The organism is Leucobacter chromiiresistens (genome assembly GCF_001477055.1).
GTDB lineage: Bacteria > Actinomycetota > Actinomycetes > Actinomycetales > Microbacteriaceae > Leucobacter > Leucobacter chromiiresistens_A.
The window spans coordinates 23,493-39,658 of record NZ_LDRK01000047.1 but is presented as its reverse complement, the minus strand read 5'-3'; the positions used below and the strand labels follow the sequence as shown (position 1 = coordinate 39,658).

The 16,166-nt window shown below is 70.4% G+C and carries 19 protein-coding genes; 2 read left to right on the top strand and 17 right to left on the bottom strand.

Annotation, left to right across the window (positions count from 1 at the left end; all coding sequences use genetic code 11):
- Positions 1-275: 275 nt before the first annotated feature.
- From tsaD to glmS, 6 genes are all read right to left on the bottom strand, one after another.
- The gene (gene tsaD / locus NS354_RS08405; protein ID WP_058594081.1) at positions 276-1,358 is read right to left on the bottom strand and encodes a tRNA (adenosine(37)-N6)-threonylcarbamoyltransferase complex transferase subunit TsaD; all 1,083 of its coding nucleotides are present in this window, start codon (positions 1,356-1,358) and stop codon (positions 276-278) included.
- The gene (gene rimI, locus NS354_RS08400) at positions 1,355-1,858 is read right to left on the bottom strand and encodes a ribosomal protein S18-alanine N-acetyltransferase (RefSeq protein ID WP_058594080.1); all 504 of its coding nucleotides are present in this window, start codon (positions 1,856-1,858) and stop codon (positions 1,355-1,357) included. Before rimI ends, tsaD begins: the two co-directional genes overlap by 4 nt.
- Positions 1,855-2,517, bottom strand: a complete 663-nt coding sequence (gene tsaB / locus NS354_RS08395; RefSeq protein ID WP_058594079.1) for a tRNA (adenosine(37)-N6)-threonylcarbamoyltransferase complex dimerization subunit type 1 TsaB — start codon at positions 2,515-2,517, stop codon at positions 1,855-1,857. Before tsaB ends, rimI begins: the two co-directional genes overlap by 4 nt.
- Positions 2,514-3,011 (bottom strand): tRNA (adenosine(37)-N6)-threonylcarbamoyltransferase complex ATPase subunit type 1 TsaE, encoded by a 498-nt coding sequence (gene tsaE, locus NS354_RS08390; RefSeq protein ID WP_058594084.1) that lies wholly within the window; start codon positions 3,009-3,011, stop codon positions 2,514-2,516. Before tsaE ends, tsaB begins: the two co-directional genes overlap by 4 nt.
- A 50-nt stretch (positions 3,012-3,061) precedes the next feature.
- Positions 3,062-3,418: a holo-ACP synthase gene (locus tag NS354_RS08385; RefSeq protein WP_058594078.1), complete on the bottom strand. Its 357-nt coding sequence runs from the start codon at positions 3,416-3,418 to the stop codon at positions 3,062-3,064.
- 82 nt (positions 3,419-3,500) lie between these two features.
- Positions 3,501-5,351, bottom strand: coding sequence for a glutamine--fructose-6-phosphate transaminase (isomerizing) (gene glmS, locus NS354_RS08380; RefSeq protein ID WP_058594077.1), 1,851 nt, complete (start codon positions 5,349-5,351; stop codon positions 3,501-3,503).
- Positions 5,352-5,383: 32 nt separating this feature from the next.
- Between glmS and coaA the strand changes: the two genes are divergently transcribed.
- Entirely contained in the window at positions 5,384-6,376 is a 993-nt protein-coding gene (gene coaA / locus NS354_RS08375; RefSeq protein ID WP_082677981.1) for a type I pantothenate kinase, read from the top strand.
- A 109-nt stretch (positions 6,377-6,485) separates the two neighbouring features.
- On the opposite strand, the gene glmM is transcribed toward coaA, so the two are convergent.
- The 4 genes from glmM to NS354_RS08355 form a co-directional block, all read right to left on the bottom strand.
- A complete protein-coding gene (glmM, locus tag NS354_RS08370) occupies positions 6,486-7,835 on the bottom strand; it encodes a phosphoglucosamine mutase (protein ID WP_058594076.1) in 1,350 nt (449 codons plus the stop codon).
- 17 nt (positions 7,836-7,852) lie between these two features.
- Complete coding sequence (gene rpsI, locus NS354_RS08365; protein WP_010156430.1) at positions 7,853-8,332, bottom strand: 30S ribosomal protein S9; 480 nt, start codon at positions 8,330-8,332, stop codon at positions 7,853-7,855.
- Positions 8,333-8,365: 33 nt separating this feature from the next.
- Positions 8,366-8,812 (bottom strand): 50S ribosomal protein L13, encoded by a 447-nt coding sequence (gene rplM / locus NS354_RS08360; RefSeq protein WP_058594075.1) that lies wholly within the window; start codon positions 8,810-8,812, stop codon positions 8,366-8,368.
- Positions 8,813-8,975: 163 nt separating this feature from the next.
- Positions 8,976-9,866: a tRNA pseudouridine synthase A gene (locus NS354_RS08355; RefSeq protein WP_058594074.1), complete on the bottom strand. Its 891-nt coding sequence runs from the start codon at positions 9,864-9,866 to the stop codon at positions 8,976-8,978.
- Positions 9,867-9,957: 91 nt separating this feature from the next.
- Between NS354_RS08355 and NS354_RS08350 the strand changes: the two genes are divergently transcribed.
- Positions 9,958-11,910 (top strand): acyltransferase family protein, encoded by a 1,953-nt coding sequence (locus NS354_RS08350; RefSeq protein ID WP_058594073.1) that lies wholly within the window; start codon positions 9,958-9,960, stop codon positions 11,908-11,910.
- Between the two features lie 92 nt (positions 11,911-12,002).
- On the opposite strand, the gene rplQ is transcribed toward NS354_RS08350, so the two are convergent.
- From rplQ to map, 7 genes are all read right to left on the bottom strand, one after another.
- Entirely contained in the window at positions 12,003-12,506 is a 504-nt protein-coding gene (rplQ, locus tag NS354_RS08345; protein ID WP_058594072.1) for a 50S ribosomal protein L17, read from the bottom strand.
- A 45-nt stretch (positions 12,507-12,551) separates the two neighbouring features.
- Positions 12,552-13,538: a DNA-directed RNA polymerase subunit alpha gene (locus NS354_RS08340; protein ID WP_058594071.1), complete on the bottom strand. Its 987-nt coding sequence runs from the start codon at positions 13,536-13,538 to the stop codon at positions 12,552-12,554.
- A 151-nt stretch (positions 13,539-13,689) separates the two neighbouring features.
- Positions 13,690-14,088 (bottom strand): 30S ribosomal protein S11, encoded by a 399-nt coding sequence (gene rpsK / locus NS354_RS08335; RefSeq protein ID WP_010156423.1) that lies wholly within the window; start codon positions 14,086-14,088, stop codon positions 13,690-13,692.
- A gap of 47 nt (positions 14,089-14,135) precedes the next feature.
- A complete protein-coding gene (gene rpsM / locus NS354_RS08330) occupies positions 14,136-14,504 on the bottom strand; it encodes a 30S ribosomal protein S13 (protein ID WP_010156422.1) in 369 nt (122 codons plus the stop codon).
- Positions 14,505-14,723: 219 nt separating this feature from the next.
- On the bottom strand, positions 14,724-14,840 hold the full coding sequence (gene rpmJ, locus NS354_RS08325) for a 50S ribosomal protein L36 (RefSeq protein ID WP_005050492.1): 117 nt from the start codon (positions 14,838-14,840) through the stop codon (positions 14,724-14,726).
- Positions 14,841-14,909: 69 nt separating this feature from the next.
- Positions 14,910-15,131: a translation initiation factor IF-1 gene (gene infA / locus NS354_RS08320; protein WP_010156420.1), complete on the bottom strand. Its 222-nt coding sequence runs from the start codon at positions 15,129-15,131 to the stop codon at positions 14,910-14,912.
- Positions 15,132-15,320: 189 nt separating this feature from the next.
- Complete coding sequence (gene map / locus NS354_RS08315; protein ID WP_058594070.1) at positions 15,321-16,163, bottom strand: type I methionyl aminopeptidase; 843 nt, start codon at positions 16,161-16,163, stop codon at positions 15,321-15,323.
- Between the last annotated feature and the right edge of the window lie 3 nt (positions 16,164-16,166).

The following is a 16,166-nucleotide window of genomic DNA, read 5'->3' as shown; positions in this document are numbered from 1 at the left end:
CCGGCGTACGCCGGGGATCCGGTGTACGGGGGCGCGCTCGGGGCCGCAGGCGCGTTCTGGGCGGCCTGCGCGTTCGGAGCGCTGGAGGGCGCGGGCGGAGGCGGCACCGGGTTCGACTGGTGGTCGTTGCCAGGCAGGTTGTCGGACATGATTCTCCTTCGATCGAACATCGATGAGGCGTGTTCCCCCATTCGCCCTTCAAAGATAACGTTCAGCTTCGGCGGATGGGAGGATTTCGGGCGTTCCGGGCGCGGCCTTGACAGATGCCGCCCGGGTCAGTGCACCTGCACCTGCTGCACCGGAAGCGTGGAGTCGGCGCCGAACGCCAGACCCGATGGGGCGTGCCCGTTCGCAACGAGTTGAGCTCCGAGCGACGCGATCATCGCACCGTTGTCGGTGCACAGCGACAACGGCGGCACGCGCAGGTCGACGCCCGCCGCCGCCGCACGCTCCGCGGCGAGCTCCCGCACGCGGGCGTTGGCCACCACTCCCCCGCCGAGCAGCAACCGCGGCACTCCGAGGTCGCGGCACGCGGCGAGCGCCTTGGTGAGCAGCACGTCGGCGACCGCCTCGCGGAAACTCGCGGCGACATCGGCCACCGGAACCGGGTCGCCGGAGGCCCGGCGCTTCTCCACCCAGCGCGCGACCGACGTCTTCAACCCGGAGAACGAGAAGTCGTAGCGATGCCGTTCGAGGTCTTTCGGAAGGGTGAGGCCGCGGGGGAAGCGGATCGCATGCGGATCCCCCTCCGCTGCCACTCGATCGATCTCGGGCCCGCCCGGGTACGGTAGACCGAGGAGACGGGCGACCTTGTCGAAGGCCTCCCCCGCCGCGTCGTCGATCGTCTCGCCGAGCATCTCGACGTCGGAGACGAGGTCGCGCACGAGCAGCAGCGACGTGTGCCCGCCCGACACGAGCAGCGCCACCGTCGGCAGTTCGAGCTCGCCGACCGCGCCGACCGCACCCCGGAGCCCGTCGCCGTGCAGCAGATCCGCGCCGACGTGGCCGACCAGGTGGTTCACCGCGTAGAGCGGCGTGCCGAGCGACACCGCCAGCGCCTTCGCCGCTGCGACGCCGACCATGAGGGCGCCCGCCAGCCCCGGCCCGGAGGTGACGGCGATGGCGTCGAGATCGGCGAGCGCGACGTCGGCGTCGGCGAGCGCGCGCTCGATCGTCGGCGTCATCGCCTCCAGGTGGGCGCGCGCGGCGACCTCGGGCACGACGCCGCCGTACCGGGCGTGCTCATCCATCGACGACGCGATCGCGTTGGCGAGCAGCGTGCGCCCCCGAACGATGCCGACGCCCGTCTCGTCGCAGCTCGTCTCGATGCCGAGTACGAGCGGTTCGGTCGTGGTCATGCCTGATCCTCCTCTGCCGTCGCCCGCATCTGCTGCGCGGGCATCGCCCGCCGCATCACGACCGCGTCGACGCCGTCGGGCTGGTAGTAGCGCGGTCGCACCCCGATGTCCTCGAATCCGAGCGACGCGTACAGGCCGTGCGCCACCGGATTGTCTGCGCGTACCTCGAGGAACACCTCCCGCACCCCCAGCTCGTCGGCCCGGTCGAGCAGTGCGCGCATGAGCCGCCGCCCCTGGCCCCGACCGCGGAGCGACGGGTGCACGGCGATCGTCTGAATATCCGCCTCGGGGCCGACGGCGAGGAGCCCCGCGTATCCGACGACGACGCCGGAGCCGTCGATGAGCACGCGGTAGTCGCGGTGCTCGCCCGCGAGCTCCTCCTGCAGCATCGCACGGCTCCACGCGTCCCGGGCGAACACCGAGCTCTCGAGCGCCCACACCGCATCGAGGTCGTCCGCGACCGCCCGACGCAGCGTCGGGGCCGCGGCGTCACCGCTCACGCGGACACCCGCTTGGGCGCCCCCGGCTGGGCGACGTCGGGGGCGCGGAGGTAGAGGGCCCGGTCATCCGCGAACGGGCGCCCCGCCTCGAGCGAGCGGGCGGCGAGCCGCACCAGTGCAGCCCCGGGAATCCGCTCGGGCCACGCATCGCCGCTCTGCTCGACGTACTCGGATCGCGCGACCAGGAGCGGCCCGGCCGAGACCGCGGGCAGGCCCGCGTCGTCGAGCCCGGCGAACTCCGTGATGAACAGCTCGCGACGACGCGCATCCTGCACGACGCGCAGCGACCCGGTCGCGCCCCCGTCGAAGGCTTCGAGCGCCACCGCCGCGTGCCCCTGCACGGGCAGCAGCGGCACGCCCCGCCCCAGTGCGAACGCGTGCGCGGCGGCTATCCCGACACGGAGACCGGTGAACGGACCCGGCCCGATCCCCGCCACGACGCCGCTCACCCGGGAGGGCTCCACGTCGGCCGCACGGAAGACTTCGTCCAGCAGAGGGCCGATGGCCTCGGCGTGCCCGCGCGGATCATCGCTGACCGCGACGTGCACGCGCCCCGCCGCTCCGAGCGCCACCGTCGTTCCGATCGCCGTGTCGATGGCGAGCAGCACATGGTCGCCGGTGTCGCACGCGGTCGCGAACAGCTCGGCAGTCGTGCTCACTTCAGTACCCCTTCCGCCCAGCGCGGCCCGTATCCCGTGATCGTGATGCGCCGCGGCTCGACGATCGCCTCCGACCAGTCGTCGATGTCGCCGGGATCGTCCGCGTCAGCAGCGGCAGCATCATCTCCATCGTCGTCCCCATCGCCGCCGAGGGGCCGTTCGATCACGACCTCCAGCCAGTCGTCGCGTGCCTCGACGATGCCCGCGCCCCACTCGGCGACCACTACAGATCCCTCGAAGTCGAGATCCAGATCGTCGAGCTCGTCGGCGCCGCCGAGGCGATACGCGTCGACGTGCACGAGCGGCGCCCCGCCGACGAGCGACGGATGCGTTCTCGCGAGCACGAACGTCGGACTCTGCACCGGCCCGCGCACGCCCAATCCCTCGCCGACGCCGCGCGTCAGCGTCGTCTTCCCGGCGCCGAGCGGACCGGTGAGGATCACGAGGTCGCCCGCGCGCAGCACCCGCCCCAGGCGCACGCCGAGCGCTCCCATGCTCTCGGGATCCGGCGCCCAGTGCAGCTCCTCGACGCTCGGCTGCCCGCTCACGGCTCGACCTCCACGACGACGAACGCGGTCGCGATGCCGCCGTCGTGCGTCACGGAGAGGTGCGGCATCGCCGCGCCCGCGCCCTCGAGCACCGCCAGAAGACGCTCCGTGCGTGCGAACGTCGGCCGCCGGTCCGTCTCGCGACGGATCTCCATGTCGTGCCAGCCCAGCCCGTCCGAGCCGCCCAGCGCCTTGATGAGCGCCTCCTTCGCCGCGAAGCGACCGGCGAGCGAGCGCACCGGGCGCTCCCGCTCGTCAGGGGCGAACAGTCGCTCTCGCAGTCGCGGCGTGCGATCGAGCGTGCGCTCGAACCGAGCGACATCGACCGTGTCGACGCCGATTCCGAGAATCATCGCACTCCTCCTCCGCTGGGGCGACGCCTCTCCGGCGCCTCCCGGCAGCCCGCCCCGATCACCCGACCCGCGTTCGGCCGAACTACTCGACCGTGACCGACTTCGCGAGGTTGCGCGGCTGATCGACGTCGAGGCCCTTCGCCGTCGAGAGCTCGAGCGCGAACCACTGCAGCGGAATGACCTGCAGCAGCGGCTCGAAGAGCGTGTCTGCGAGGGGCAGGCGCACCACGTCGTCGGCATACGGGAGCACCGCCGTGTCGCCCTTCTCCACGACCGCGATGACGCGGGCGCCGCGGGCGCGGATCTCCTGGATGTTCGAGACCACCTTCGAGTGCATGATCGGCGAGGTGCGCGGGCTCGGCACCAGCACGAACACCGGCTGACCGTGATCGATGAGCGCGATCGGGCCGTGCTTGAGCTCGCCCGCGGCGAAGCCCTCGGCGTGGATGTACGCGATCTCCTTCAGCTTGAGGGCGCCCTCGAGGGCGATGGGGTAGCCCACGTGACGGCCCAGGAACAGCACCGAACGGGTATCCGCCATCCAGTGCGCCAGCTGGGCGATCTGATCGCGCGTCTCGATCGCCTCGGCCACCTTCGCCGGGAGCGACTCGAACTGCTCGACGGCCTGCGCCTGATCCTCGGCGGAGAGGGTGCCGCGCACCCGCGCGAGATGCAGGCCGATGAGGTAGATCGCCGTGATCTGCGCGACGAACGCCTTCGTCGACGCGACCGCCACCTCCGGACCGGCGTGCGTGTACACCGCCGCATCCGACTCGCGCGGGATGGTGGCGCTCTGGGTGTTGCACACCGAGATCGTCGTGACGCCGCGCTCGATGGCGTACTTCACGGCCATCAGCGTGTCCATGGTCTCGCCCGACTGGCTGACCGAGATCACCAGCGTGCGATCCGACAGCACGGGATCCCGGTAGCGGAACTCGTGGCTCAGCTGCACCTCGACGGGCACGCGCGCCCACTGCTCCAGCGCGTACGAGCCGACCTGCCCGGCGTACGACGCCGTGCCGCAGGCGATGATGATGATGCGGTCGATGCCCCGGAGGCGATCGTCGCCGAGCGCCGTGAGCTCGGGGATCTCGACACCGGCCCCCGAGACGCGCCCGCGCAGCGTGTTGCCGACGGCGTCGGCCTGCTCGTTGATCTCCTTCGCCATGAACGACGACCAGCCGCCCTTGTCGGAGGCATCGGCGTCCCACTCGACCTCGAACTCCTCGAACTCGACCGTGCTGCCCGCGAAGTCCGTGACGCGCACCTCTGCCGGGGTGATGATCGCGATGCTGTCCTCCTCGACGGCGACGGCGCGCTTCGTGAAGGAGACGAACGCCGCGACGTCGGATCCGAGGAAGTTCTCGCCGTCCCCGAGACCGATCACGAGCGGCGAGTGGTGGCGCGCCGCCAGTACCGTATCGGGGGCATCCCGGTGCATCGCGAGCAGCGTGAACGTGCCGTGCAGGCGCGAGACCACGGAGCGGAACGCCGACTCGAGGTCTCCCTGCCGGGCCACCTCGAGGCCGAGCAGCGCCGCCACCACCTCGGTGTCGGTCTCGCTCAGCAGCTCGACTCCCGCCGCCTCGACCTCCGTGCGCAGCTCCGCGAAGTTCTCCACGATGCCGTTGTGGATCACCGCGAGCTTGCCCTCGTCGCCGAGGTGCGGGTGAGCGTTCACGTCGGTGGGGCCGCCGTGCGTCGCCCACCGGGTGTGCCCGATGCCCGTGCCCGACGCGTCGAGCGGGCTCGCCTCGAGCAGGTCCTCCAGCCGTGCCAGCTTGCCGGAGCGCTTGCGCACCGACAGCGCACCCGTCGTGTCGACGACCGCGACGCCCGCGGAGTCGTAGCCCCGGTACTCCAGCCGACGCAGCCCGTTCAGCAGTACCTCGACCGTGTCGTTCGGGCCGACATATCCAACGATTCCACACATGGTGCTTAGTTTAGTGGCACCATTGATGCACGATGACCCAGAACACCTCCACGGCCGGCGCCGCGGTATCCACCGACACGCACGCGCTCGTCCGCCCCGAGTTCACCTCCCCCTTCACGGAGATCGACCGCGATGAATGGGCCCGGCTCGCCGGAGAGACGCCCATGCCGCTCAGCGAGGGCGAGATCGCCGCCTTCCGCGGACTCGGCGAACCGCTCGACCTCGCCGAGGTGTCCGAGGTGTACCGCCCGCTCAGCCGCCTCATCAACCAGTACGCGATCGCCGCCCGCGAGATGCACCAGCGCACGCGGGGCTTCCTGCAGCGCGGCGACGAGCGGCAGAGCCCCTTCGTCATCGGGATCGCGGGCTCGGTCGCGGTGGGCAAGTCGACCGTCGCGCGCATCCTCCGCGACCTGCTCGCCCGCTGGCCCGAGACGCCGCGCGTCGAGCTCGTCACCACCGACGGGTTCCTCTACCCCGCGGCGGAGCTCGAGCGCCGCGGCATCACCCACCGCAAGGGCTTCCCCGAGTCGTACGACCGTCGCAGCCTCCTGCGGTTCGTCTCGCAGGTGAAGGCCGGCGTCGACGAGGTGCGCGCACCGCACTACAGCCATATCGTGTACGACATCGTGCCCGGGGAGTACACCGTGGTGCGCCGCCCCGACATCCTGATCGTGGAGGGGCTGAACGTGCTGCAGCCGGCGTCGATGGCGCACCCGCTCGCCGTCAGCGACCTCTTCGACTTCTCCGTGTACGTCGATGCACGCGCATCCGACATCCAGCGCTGGTATCGGCAGCGCTTCCTGAAGCTCCGCGAGAGCGCGTTCGCCGACCCGTCCTCGCACTTCCGCCGCTTCGCCACCATCGACGACGACGCGGCGCTCGCGATCGCCGACGAGTTCTGGACTCACATCAACGAGCCGAACCTCGTCGAGAACATCCGCCCCACCCGGGCCCGTGCGAGCCTGGTGCTGCGCAAGGAGGCGGATCACCGCGTGCAGAAGGTGCTGCTCCGCAAGCTCTGAGCGGGGCGGGTGCGCGACGCCCCGGGAAGCGCAGAACGCCCCGCGCGGCGCCGGAAGGCGCAGCGCGGGGCGTCCGCTCGGACCGCGGAGCGCGGCTCGGTGCGTCCGCTCAGACCGCGAGGCGGTCGAGCACGATTCCGGCGAGGTCGTCGGCGAGCCGCTGCGCGTCGTCGACGTGCTCGGCCTCGACCATCACCCGCACGACGGGCTCGGTGCCCGAGGGTCGCAGGAGCACGCGCCCCTTGCCGGCGAGGGCGATCTCCGCCTGGCGCACCGCCTGCTGCAGCACCTCGTCGGCGCTGACGCCGGCGCGATCGACGCCGCGCACGTTGACGAGCACCTGAGGGTAGACGGTCATGCATTCGGCGAGCTCGGCGAGCGGCTTGCCGGTGCGCACGATCTCGGCGGCGATGTGGAGTCCGGTCAGAATGCCGTCGCCCGTCGTCGCGTGCTCGCTCATGATGACGTGCCCCGACTGCTCGCCGCCGAGCGAGTAGCCCTCGGCGTTGATGGCCTCGAGCACGTAGCGGTCGCCGACGCCGGTCTCGACCACGTCGATGCCGTTGTCGGCCATCGCGAGCTTGAGGCCGAGGTTCGACATGACGGTGGCGACGAGCGTGTTGCGCTCGAGCTTGCCCCGTCGCGACATCGAGAGGGCGAGGATCGCCATGATCCTGTCGCCGTCGACGACGGCGCCGTCCGCGTCGACCGCCAGGCAGCGATCGGCGTCGCCGTCATGGGCGATGCCGAGATCGGCGCCGTGCTCCCGCACTGCGGCGGCGAGCGGTTCGAGGTGCGTCGAGCCGACGCCGTCGTTGATGTTGAAGCCATCGGGGTCGTTGCCGATCACGGTGACGCGGGCTCCCGCGTCCGTGAACACGTCGGGCGAGATGCCGGCGGCGGCGCCGTGCGCGCAGTCGAGCACGACGTGCAGACCGTCGAGGCGCGTGCCCTCGAGGGTGCCGAGCAGGTGCACGAGATAGCGATCCTCGGCGTCGGCGAAGCGGCGGATGCGGCCGACCTCGCGTCCGGTCACCGCGACCACGGCGCCCTCCATCGCCGCCTCGATCTCGTCCTCCACGTCGTCGGCGAGCTTGCGCCCGCCCTCGGCGAAGAACTTGATGCCGTTGTCGGGCGCGGGGTTGTGCGATGCCGACACCATCACGCCGAAGTCGGCGCCGGTATCAGCCACGAGGTAGGCCGCTGCGGGGGTCGGGATCACCCCGGCGTCGAGCACGTCGACCCCGGCGGAGGCGAGACCTGCGGAGACCGCCGCGGAGATGAACTCGCCGGAGACGCGCGGATCGCGCGCGACGACGGCAACAGCACGACGGCTCTCGCCCCGGGCAGAACGCCCGAGAACGAGAGCCGCAGCGCGAGCGAGGCTGAGGGCCAGCTCGGCAGTCACGTCGACTCCGGCCAGCCCTCGAACCCCATCGGTGCCAAACAGGCGTCCCATGTGCTGGAAGCCCCGATTTAGCGCTTCGAGTACTGAGGCGCCTTGCGGGCCTTCTTGAGACCGGCCTTCTTGCGCTCCTTGATGCGGGCGTCGCGGCTGAGGAAGCCGGCCTTCTTCAGCGTCGGGCGGTTGTGCTCGGCGTCGATCTCGTTCAGCGCACGGGCGATGGCGAGACGGAGTGCGCCCGCCTGGCCCGAGGGGCCGCCGCCGCCGATGCGCGCGATGATGTCGTACGACCCGTTGAGCTCGAGCGCCGTGAAGGGGTCGGTGATGAGCTGCTGGTGCAGCTTGTTCGGGAAGTACTCCGCGAACTCGCGGCCGTTCACCGTGAAGGTGCCCGAGCCGGGGATGAGGCGCACGCGGGCGATGGCCTGCTTGCGGCGGCCCACTGCTGCGCCGGGAACGGTGAGCGCGGGGCGGGGGGAAGCGGCGGCGGCCTGCCCGGCCGGCGTCTCGGTGGTGTAGCTCTCGGTGGCCACGGTCTGCTCTTCAGTCACTGTGAATTCTCTCTCTGAGGTCTCGGGGCGCGATTACTGCGCGACCTGGCCGAAGGTGTAGGGGGTGGGCTGCTGAGCCGCGTGCGGGTGCTCCGCACCTGCGTACACCTTCAGCTTGCGGAACAGATCTGCGCCGAGCGAGTTCTTCGGGAGCATGCCGCGAACCGCCTTCTCGACCGCGCGCTCGGGGTTCTTCTCGAGCAGCTCGGTGTAGCTGACGGAGCGGAGGCCGCCCGGGTAGCCCGAGTGACGGTAGGCGCGCTTGTTCTTCGCCTTGTTGCCGGTCAGCACGACCTTGTCGGCGTTGATGATGACCACGTAGTCGCCCATGTCCATGTGGGGGGCGAAGGTGGTCTTGTGCTTGCCGCGGAGCAGGGCTGCCGCGTGCGATGCGAGGCGGCCGAGCACCACGTCTGCGGCGTCGATGACGACCCAATCGTGCTTCTGCTCGGCGGCCTTCGGTGAATACGTGCGAGTCACTAGAGTGCTGCTTTCTGTCGAATTGGAGGAGTTCGTGAATCCCGCTCCGGTGCGTGGTCCCCGAGGGGTGCGCGCGCGGCTGGAGGGCTCAACAAATCGGGTGCTTGCGCACCAAGGGTCAAGCCTAGCACAGAGCGGGGCGGGGCATGCGGCTCAGCTGGCTTCAGGGGAGCGGATCGCGCCGAGCCCGAGTGGCCTCCGCGCGCGCCTCGAGGGCGTCGTCGCTCGGGTAGGCGATCTCCTCGAGCGAGAGCCCGTGCGCCGGCATCACCGTGAAGCGACTGGTGCGCGCTCGGGCGTCGCGCAGCGCCGCCAGCTCGTCGCGGTCGATGCGACCGCTGCCGACCGCCACCACCGCGCCGATGAGCGCCCGCACCATCGAGTGGCAGAACGCGTCAGCTTCGATGCGTGCGGCGTAGGCTCCGTCCTCCGTCGTGCGCCACTCGAAGCGGAGCAGGTCGCGCACGGCGGTGGCGCCCTCGCGGGCTTTGCAGAAGGTGGTGAAGTCGTTCAGGCCGAGCAGGTCGTCGGCGGCTGCCTGCATGAGGTCGAAGTCGAGCGGGCGCGGTACTTCGGCGGTGTAGCGCGCCACCAGCGGATCCTTGCGCATGCCGGCGCCGATGAGGCGGTACTCGTAGCGGCGCCGCAGCGCTGAGAACCGCGCATCGAACGCGGCCGGCACCTCGCGCACCCGGTGCACCACGATGTCGGGCGCTTCCCGGGAGACGACTCCGGTGACTTTGCGGCCGCGCATCCGCGCCAGTTCGTCGGTGCTGAGCGGGCGCTCGCCGGGCCGCCGCCGAGCCGTCCACTTCTCGAGCTGCTCGGGCGTGACGTCGAGGTGCGCGACCTGGCCTCGCGCGTGCACCCCGGCGTCGGTGCGCCCGCCGACGGTGAGCCGCGCCGTCTCGGGCTCGGCGATCCTGAGCAGCGTGGCGAGCGCGGCCTCGAGGCTGCCCTGCACGGTGCGCAGCCCGGGCTGCGCCGCCCAGCCCGAGAAATCGGTGCCGTCGTACGACAGGTCGAGGCGCAGGCGAACGGATGGGGTGTGCATGCTTCGATCCTGCCAGAAGGCTCAGAGGGCGTCGGATCGCGCGACGTACACTGGATGCTCATGGCGCCCCGGCCGCGCCGCTCCGACCACTATGACTCAGACTCCGCCTCTCCGCCCCCCGCTCCCCCGTGCCGACCGGCTCGGGGGTCTCGATGGGCTCCGCGCGATCGCGGTGAGTCTCGTGCTCGGCTATCACCTCTTCCCGGGGTGGCTGCCCGGCGGTTTCCTCGGCGTCGATGTCTTCTTCGCGATCAGCGGGTTCCTCATCACGGCGCTGCTCATGCGCGAGCATCGCTCCACCGGAGGGATCGCGCTGCGACACTTCTGGAAGCGCCGCGCCCGTCGATTGCTGCCTGCACTCGGCCTGGTGCTCCTGGTGTCGACGTCACTGGCTCTGCTGGCCGATCGGGATCTCCTCGTGGGCATCGGCCGGCAGATCACGGGGGCCGCGCTGTTCGTGAGCAACTGGACGTCGATCGCCGCCGGCTCCGACTACTTCGCGCGGGATGCGCCTGAGATCTTCAGGCACACCTGGTCGCTCGCGATCGAGGAGCAGTACTACATCGTGCTGCCGCTGCTCCTGCTTCTGGTCCTCCGGTTCCGAGGGCGGTTCGTTCGCGCGCTGCCCCTCGCCGCGATCGGTGCGGCCTCGGCGCTGCTCATGGTCGCCCTCGCGGCCGCCGGAGCCGACCCGACGCGGATCTACTTCGGCTCGGACACGCATGTCTTCGGGCTCGCCCTGGGCGCCGCGCTCGCCCTCATCGCGGCACCGCGGTCCGCGCCTGCCGCCCCCGCTGGGGCACTGGGCGCAGACCCCGCCGCGGCACCCGCCGCCGCCGGGCCGATCGCGGGGCCCCGGATGCCGGGAACCGCGGCGCAGTTCGCGCTGGCCGCCGCCGCGGTCGCCGGTCTCGGGGTACTCGGCTGGCTGGCGGCGACCCTGCGCGAGGGCAGCGCCGAGAGCTTCGCCTGGGGCTTCCAGCTCGCCACCGCTGCCGCGCTCCTCACGGTCTGGGCGGTCACGCGCCCGGGCGCGCGCATCGGTCGCGCACTCGACGCACCGCCGCTGCGGTGGATCGGCGAGCGCTCCTACGGCATCTACCTCTGGCACTGGCCGCTGCTGCTGATCGCAACGGCGGTGCTCGGAGGCTGGCCGCCGCCCGCCATCGGGGCGGTCACGCTCGCGGCGTCCGTCGGCGTCGCGGCCCTCTCATATCGCTTCGTCGAGGAGCCGGTGCGGCGGTTCGGGATGCGCCGGTCGCTCGCCCTGATGCTGCGGCGGGCGCGCACCGCTCCCCGGCTGCGCTGGGCGCCGGCGATCGCCGGGCTCGCGTTCGCGGTCGCGGTGCCCGCCACGGTGGTCGCGGTCGCCACCGCCCCGGAGCAGAGCACTGCGGTCGACGCCGTGGAGCGCGGGAAGGCCGCACGAGACGCCGAGCAGCCAGCGGCCGAGACCGGCGGGGACGATGCAACGGGTGGGCAGGATCCGGACGCTGCGCACGAGGGGGCCGCAGCGGGTCCCATCGAGCCGGAGGGCCCCGACCTCACTGCCATCGGCGATTCGGTGATGCTCGCAAGTCTGCCCGAGCTCGAGGAGCGCTTCCCGGGCATCGCCGTCGACGCCGAGGTCTCGCGCGGCCTCGGGGTGGGCGTCGAGATCGCCGCCCAGCAGGCCGACGCGGGAGCGCTGCGCCCCGTCGTCCTCGTCGGGCTCGGCACCAACGGCCCGATCGACCCCGAGGAGCTCGAAGCCCTGCGCACGGCAGCGGACGGCCGGCTGATCGTACTCGTCAACGCCCATGGCGAGCGCGACTGGATTCCCGGCGTCAACGACGCGCTCGACGCGTACGCCGACGCCCACCGCGGCGTGGTGGTCGCCGACTGGGACGGGGCGATCGCGGCGGCTCCCGCCGAAGCGCTCGCGGGAGACGGTATCCACCCGAACCCGAGCGGCGGCGAGCGGTACGCGGAGAGCGTGCAGCGCGCGCTCTCAGAACTCCAGCAGCCCGGGGAGGCGATGGGCTTCTCCGTGCCGCGCCGCTGACGCCGCGCAGTGCACGCGCCCGGGGTCTCCCGAGACGCGCGAAGGCCCCGTCGCGCAGTGCACGACGGGGCCTTCGACGAACAGCCTGAGACTTACTCGGCCTTCGCCTCGGCGGTCTCCTCTGCCGGAGCCTCGGCGGTCTCCTCGACGGGAGCCTCGGAGGTCTCCTCCGCCGGAGCCTCAGCGGGCTCCTCCGCGACCGGAGCAGCGGGCTTCTCGGCCTTCGGCTTCGGCGACACCGGCTCGAGCACGAGCTCGATCACGGCGAGCGGCGCGCGGTCGCCCTTGCGGAAACCGGTCTTGACGATGCGCGTGTAGCCGCCTTCGCGGTTCTCGACGAGCGGGGCGATCTCGGTGAAGAGCTCGTGGACGACCGACTTGTCGAGAATCTGACGCATCACGCGACGGCGCGAGTGCAGGTCGCCGCGCTTCGCGAAGGTCACGAGACGCTCTGCGACGGGCTGCAGGCGCTTCGCCTTGGTCTCCGTCGTCTGGATCCGCTTGTGCTCGAAGAGCTGCGATGCCAGCTGGTTCAGCATCAGACGCTCGTGTGCGGGGCCGCCTCCGAGGCGGGGGCCCTTGTTGGGCTTGGGCATTATTTACTCCAGTAGATGTGCGGTCGGGCTGACAGTGCCGAACCGTTAGTTGTTGTCGTCTTCGTAGCTGTAGAACTGAGCGCCGTCGAACCCGGGCACCGCGTCCTTGAGCGAGAGGCCCATCTCGGTGAGCTTGTCGCGCACCTCGAATACCGACTTCTGGCCGAAGTTGCGAATGTTCATCAGCTGCGCCTCGGAGAGCGCGACCAGTTCGCTCACCGTGTTGATGCCCTCCCGCTTGAGGCAGTTGTAGCTGCGCACGGAGAGATCGAGGTCCTCGATCGGAATCGAGAGCTCGCCCTCGGCGACGACCTCGACCGGCGCGGGGCCGATCTCGACGCCCTCGGCGGCGGTGTTCAGCTCGCGCGCGAGTCCGAAGAGCTCGACGAGCGTGGACCCGGCCGAAGCGATCGCGTCTCGCGGGGAGATCGCGGGCTTCGACTCGACGTCGACCACGAGGCGGTCGAAGTCGGTGCGCTCGCCCGCGCGCGTCGCCTCGACGCGGTACGTGACCTTGAGCACCGGCGAGTAGATCGAGTCGACCGGGATGCGGCCGACCTCTGCATCCTCGTTGCGGTTCTGAGCGGCCGAGACGTAACCGCGGCCGCGCTCGATCGTCAGCTCGAGCTCGAACTGCGCCGAGTCGCTGAGCGTGGCGATGACGAGCTCGGGGTTGTGCACCTCGACGCCCGCCGGGGCGGAGATGTCGGCGGCGGTGACCTCGCCGGCGCCGGTCTTCCGCAGGTAGGCGGTGATGGGCTCGTCGTGCTCGCTCGAGACGACGAGATCCTTGATGTTGAGGATGATCTCGGTGACGTCCTCGGTCACGCCCGGGATGGTCGTGAACTCGTGGGCGACGCCCTCGAAGCGCACGCTCGTGACGGCCGCGCCGGGGATCGACGACAGCAGGGTACGACGCAGCGAGTTGCCGAGCGTGTAGCCGAAGCCGGGCTCGAGCGGCTCGATGGCGAAACGCGAACGGAACTCGGAGATCGATTCTTCAGTCAGAGTGGGTCGCTGTGCAATCAGCACGGTGTGTGATCCTTTCGCTGGAGTCCGCTATATGACTCATGCGGTATCGGGATGAAGTGGGCTGAAGCGCCGGCCTCGGCCGACGCTGGGAATGACGGATCGCCGCTCGGAAGCGGCAGTCGCGCCGGCCGGAGCCGGCGCGACTCACCGATCAGACGCGGCGACGCTTCGGCGGACGGCACCCGTTGTGCGTCTGCGGGGTGACGTCGTTGATCGAACCCACCTCGAGGCCGGCGGCCTGCAGCGAGCGGATCGCGGTCTCGCGGCCCGAACCCGGTCCCTTGACGAAGATGTCGACCTTCTTCATGCCGTGCTCCTGCGCCTTGCGCGCAGCGGACTCGGCGGCCAGCTGAGCGGCGAACGGGGTCGACTTGCGCGAGCCCTTGAAGCCGACTCCGCCGGAGGAGGCCCAGCTGATCACGGCACCCGTGGTGTCGGTGATCGAGACGATCGTGTTGTTGAAGGTCGACTTGATGTGGGCCTGACCCACGGCGACATTCTTCTTGTCCTTGCGACGCGGCTTGCGAGCCGCGGTCTTTGGTGCAGCCATTGAGTGTTCTCCTGAAAAGCTCTGTGTGGTGGTCTAACGAACCGGCGTTACTTCTTCTTGCCGGCGACGGTGCGCTTCGGGCCCTTGCGGGTGCGAGCGTTCGTCTTGGTGCGCTGACCGTGCACAGGCAGGCCCTTACGGTGGCGGAGCCCCTGGTAGCTGCCGATCTCGACCTTGCGGCGGATGTCGGCTGCGACCTCGCGGCGGAGATCGCCCTCGACCTTGAAGTTGCCCTCGATGTAGTCGCGCAGCGCGACCAGCTGGTCATCCGACAGGTCCTTGACGCGGATGTTGCCGTCGATGTTGGTGTCGGCGAGGGTCTTGAGTGCGCTCGTGCGCCCGACGCCGTAGATGTAGGTGAGTGCGATCTCAACGCGCTTGTCGCGTGGGATGTCGACTCCTGCGAGACGTGCCATGTTGGCTCTCCTTGCGGATCGTGGAGGTGTGGTGCGCATCGGGGGTTCGGGCCTCCGGCCCGAGGTGTCCCCCGCTCGTGATCGAGGTGAGCCTTCGGCTCATCGCGGCTCCCGTCGGACGCTGAGCGCCCGATGCGACGAGACCCGCGCGGGTTCTTCGATGCGCTGGATCGGTTATTCAGTTGTGTGTTCTGCAGAGCCGCCGGCGGCGGCCGGGCCTCAGCCCTGGCGCTGCTTGTGGCGCGGGTTGCTCTTGCAGATCACCATGACGCGTCCGTGGCGACGGATGACCTTGCAGTGATCGCAGATCGGCTTGACGCTGGGATTGACCTTCATGATGGTTCCTTCGTGTGTATCGCTGTCCTCGTACTCGCAGAGTGCCGCGAGTCGTTACTTCCCAGCGACCTACTTGTAGCGGTAGACGATGCGGCCGCGGGTCAGATCGTAGGGCGTCAGCTCCACGATCACGCGATCCTCGGGGAGGATGCGGATGTAGTGCTGGCGCATTTTGCCCGAGATGTGGGCAAGCACTTTATGTCCGTTGGTCAGCTCGACGCGGAACATCGCGTTCGGCAGAGCCTCGACGATGTGTCCCTCGATCTCGATGACGCCGTCTTTCTTCGCCATAGCCTCACTATCGCTCGCGTAGGTGTACTGGTCATGCGAATGCTCAGCCGCTGCGTCTCCGACCGATCCGAATCGAACCGGAGCGAACGCAAAAGCAGGCGCAAAGCACCAAAGATCAAGAGTACTCGGCGTGTCGGCTTTTGTAAAGCTCGGCGCGTCGCCCTCGGCGAGGCTCCCCGGCGGTCGCCGTCACGGGATCGGAACGGGGCGCACCCCGAGCGGCTCCAGGCCGCTCGCGCCGCCGTCCGCCGCCGTGAGCACCCAGATGCCGCGCTCGTGCACCGCGACCGTGTGCTCCCACTGCGCACTCATCGAGCCGTCGGCGATGGTGACCGTCCAGTCGTCGTCCTCCACGACCGTGTCGATGCCGCCCGCCGAGATGATGGGTTCGATGGCGACCACGAGCCCCGGCTTGACCTCGGGCCCGCGCCGGCGCACCGGAACGTTGAACACCGGCGGGTCCTCGTGCATGCTGCGTCCGATTCCGTGGCCGATGTAGTCCTCGAGCACGCCGAAGTCGCTGTGCGAGCGCACGTAGCCGGCGACCGCCTCCCCCACCTCGTTGAGGTGCGCGGCCGAGGCGAGCCGCGCGATCCCGCGCCACATGGCCTGCTCGGTGACGTCGCTCAACCGCTGATTCGCCGCGGTGCGGTCCGGATCGGAGTGATCCGGCAGCACCGCGGTGAACGCCGAGTCGCCGTGCCACCCGTCGACCACGGCGCCCGCGTCGAGCGCGACGATGTCGCCCGGCTCCAACGGCCGAGCGGTCGGAATCGCGTGCACGACGTGCTGATTCACATTCGCGCAGATGGTGTGGCGGTACCCGGGTTCGAGCATGAAGTTCGGCGCTCCGCCGCGTTCGCGAATGGTTCGCTCAGCGATGGCGTCCAGTTCGAGTGGCGTCACCCCGGGCGCCACCGCCGCGCGCATCTGCTCGAGCGCGGCGGCGGTCGCGAGACCCGGCTCGATCATGAGGCGCAGCTGCGCCGGCGACTTGTAGATCGAACGTCGCAGCAGACCTCGACGCGCCAACGG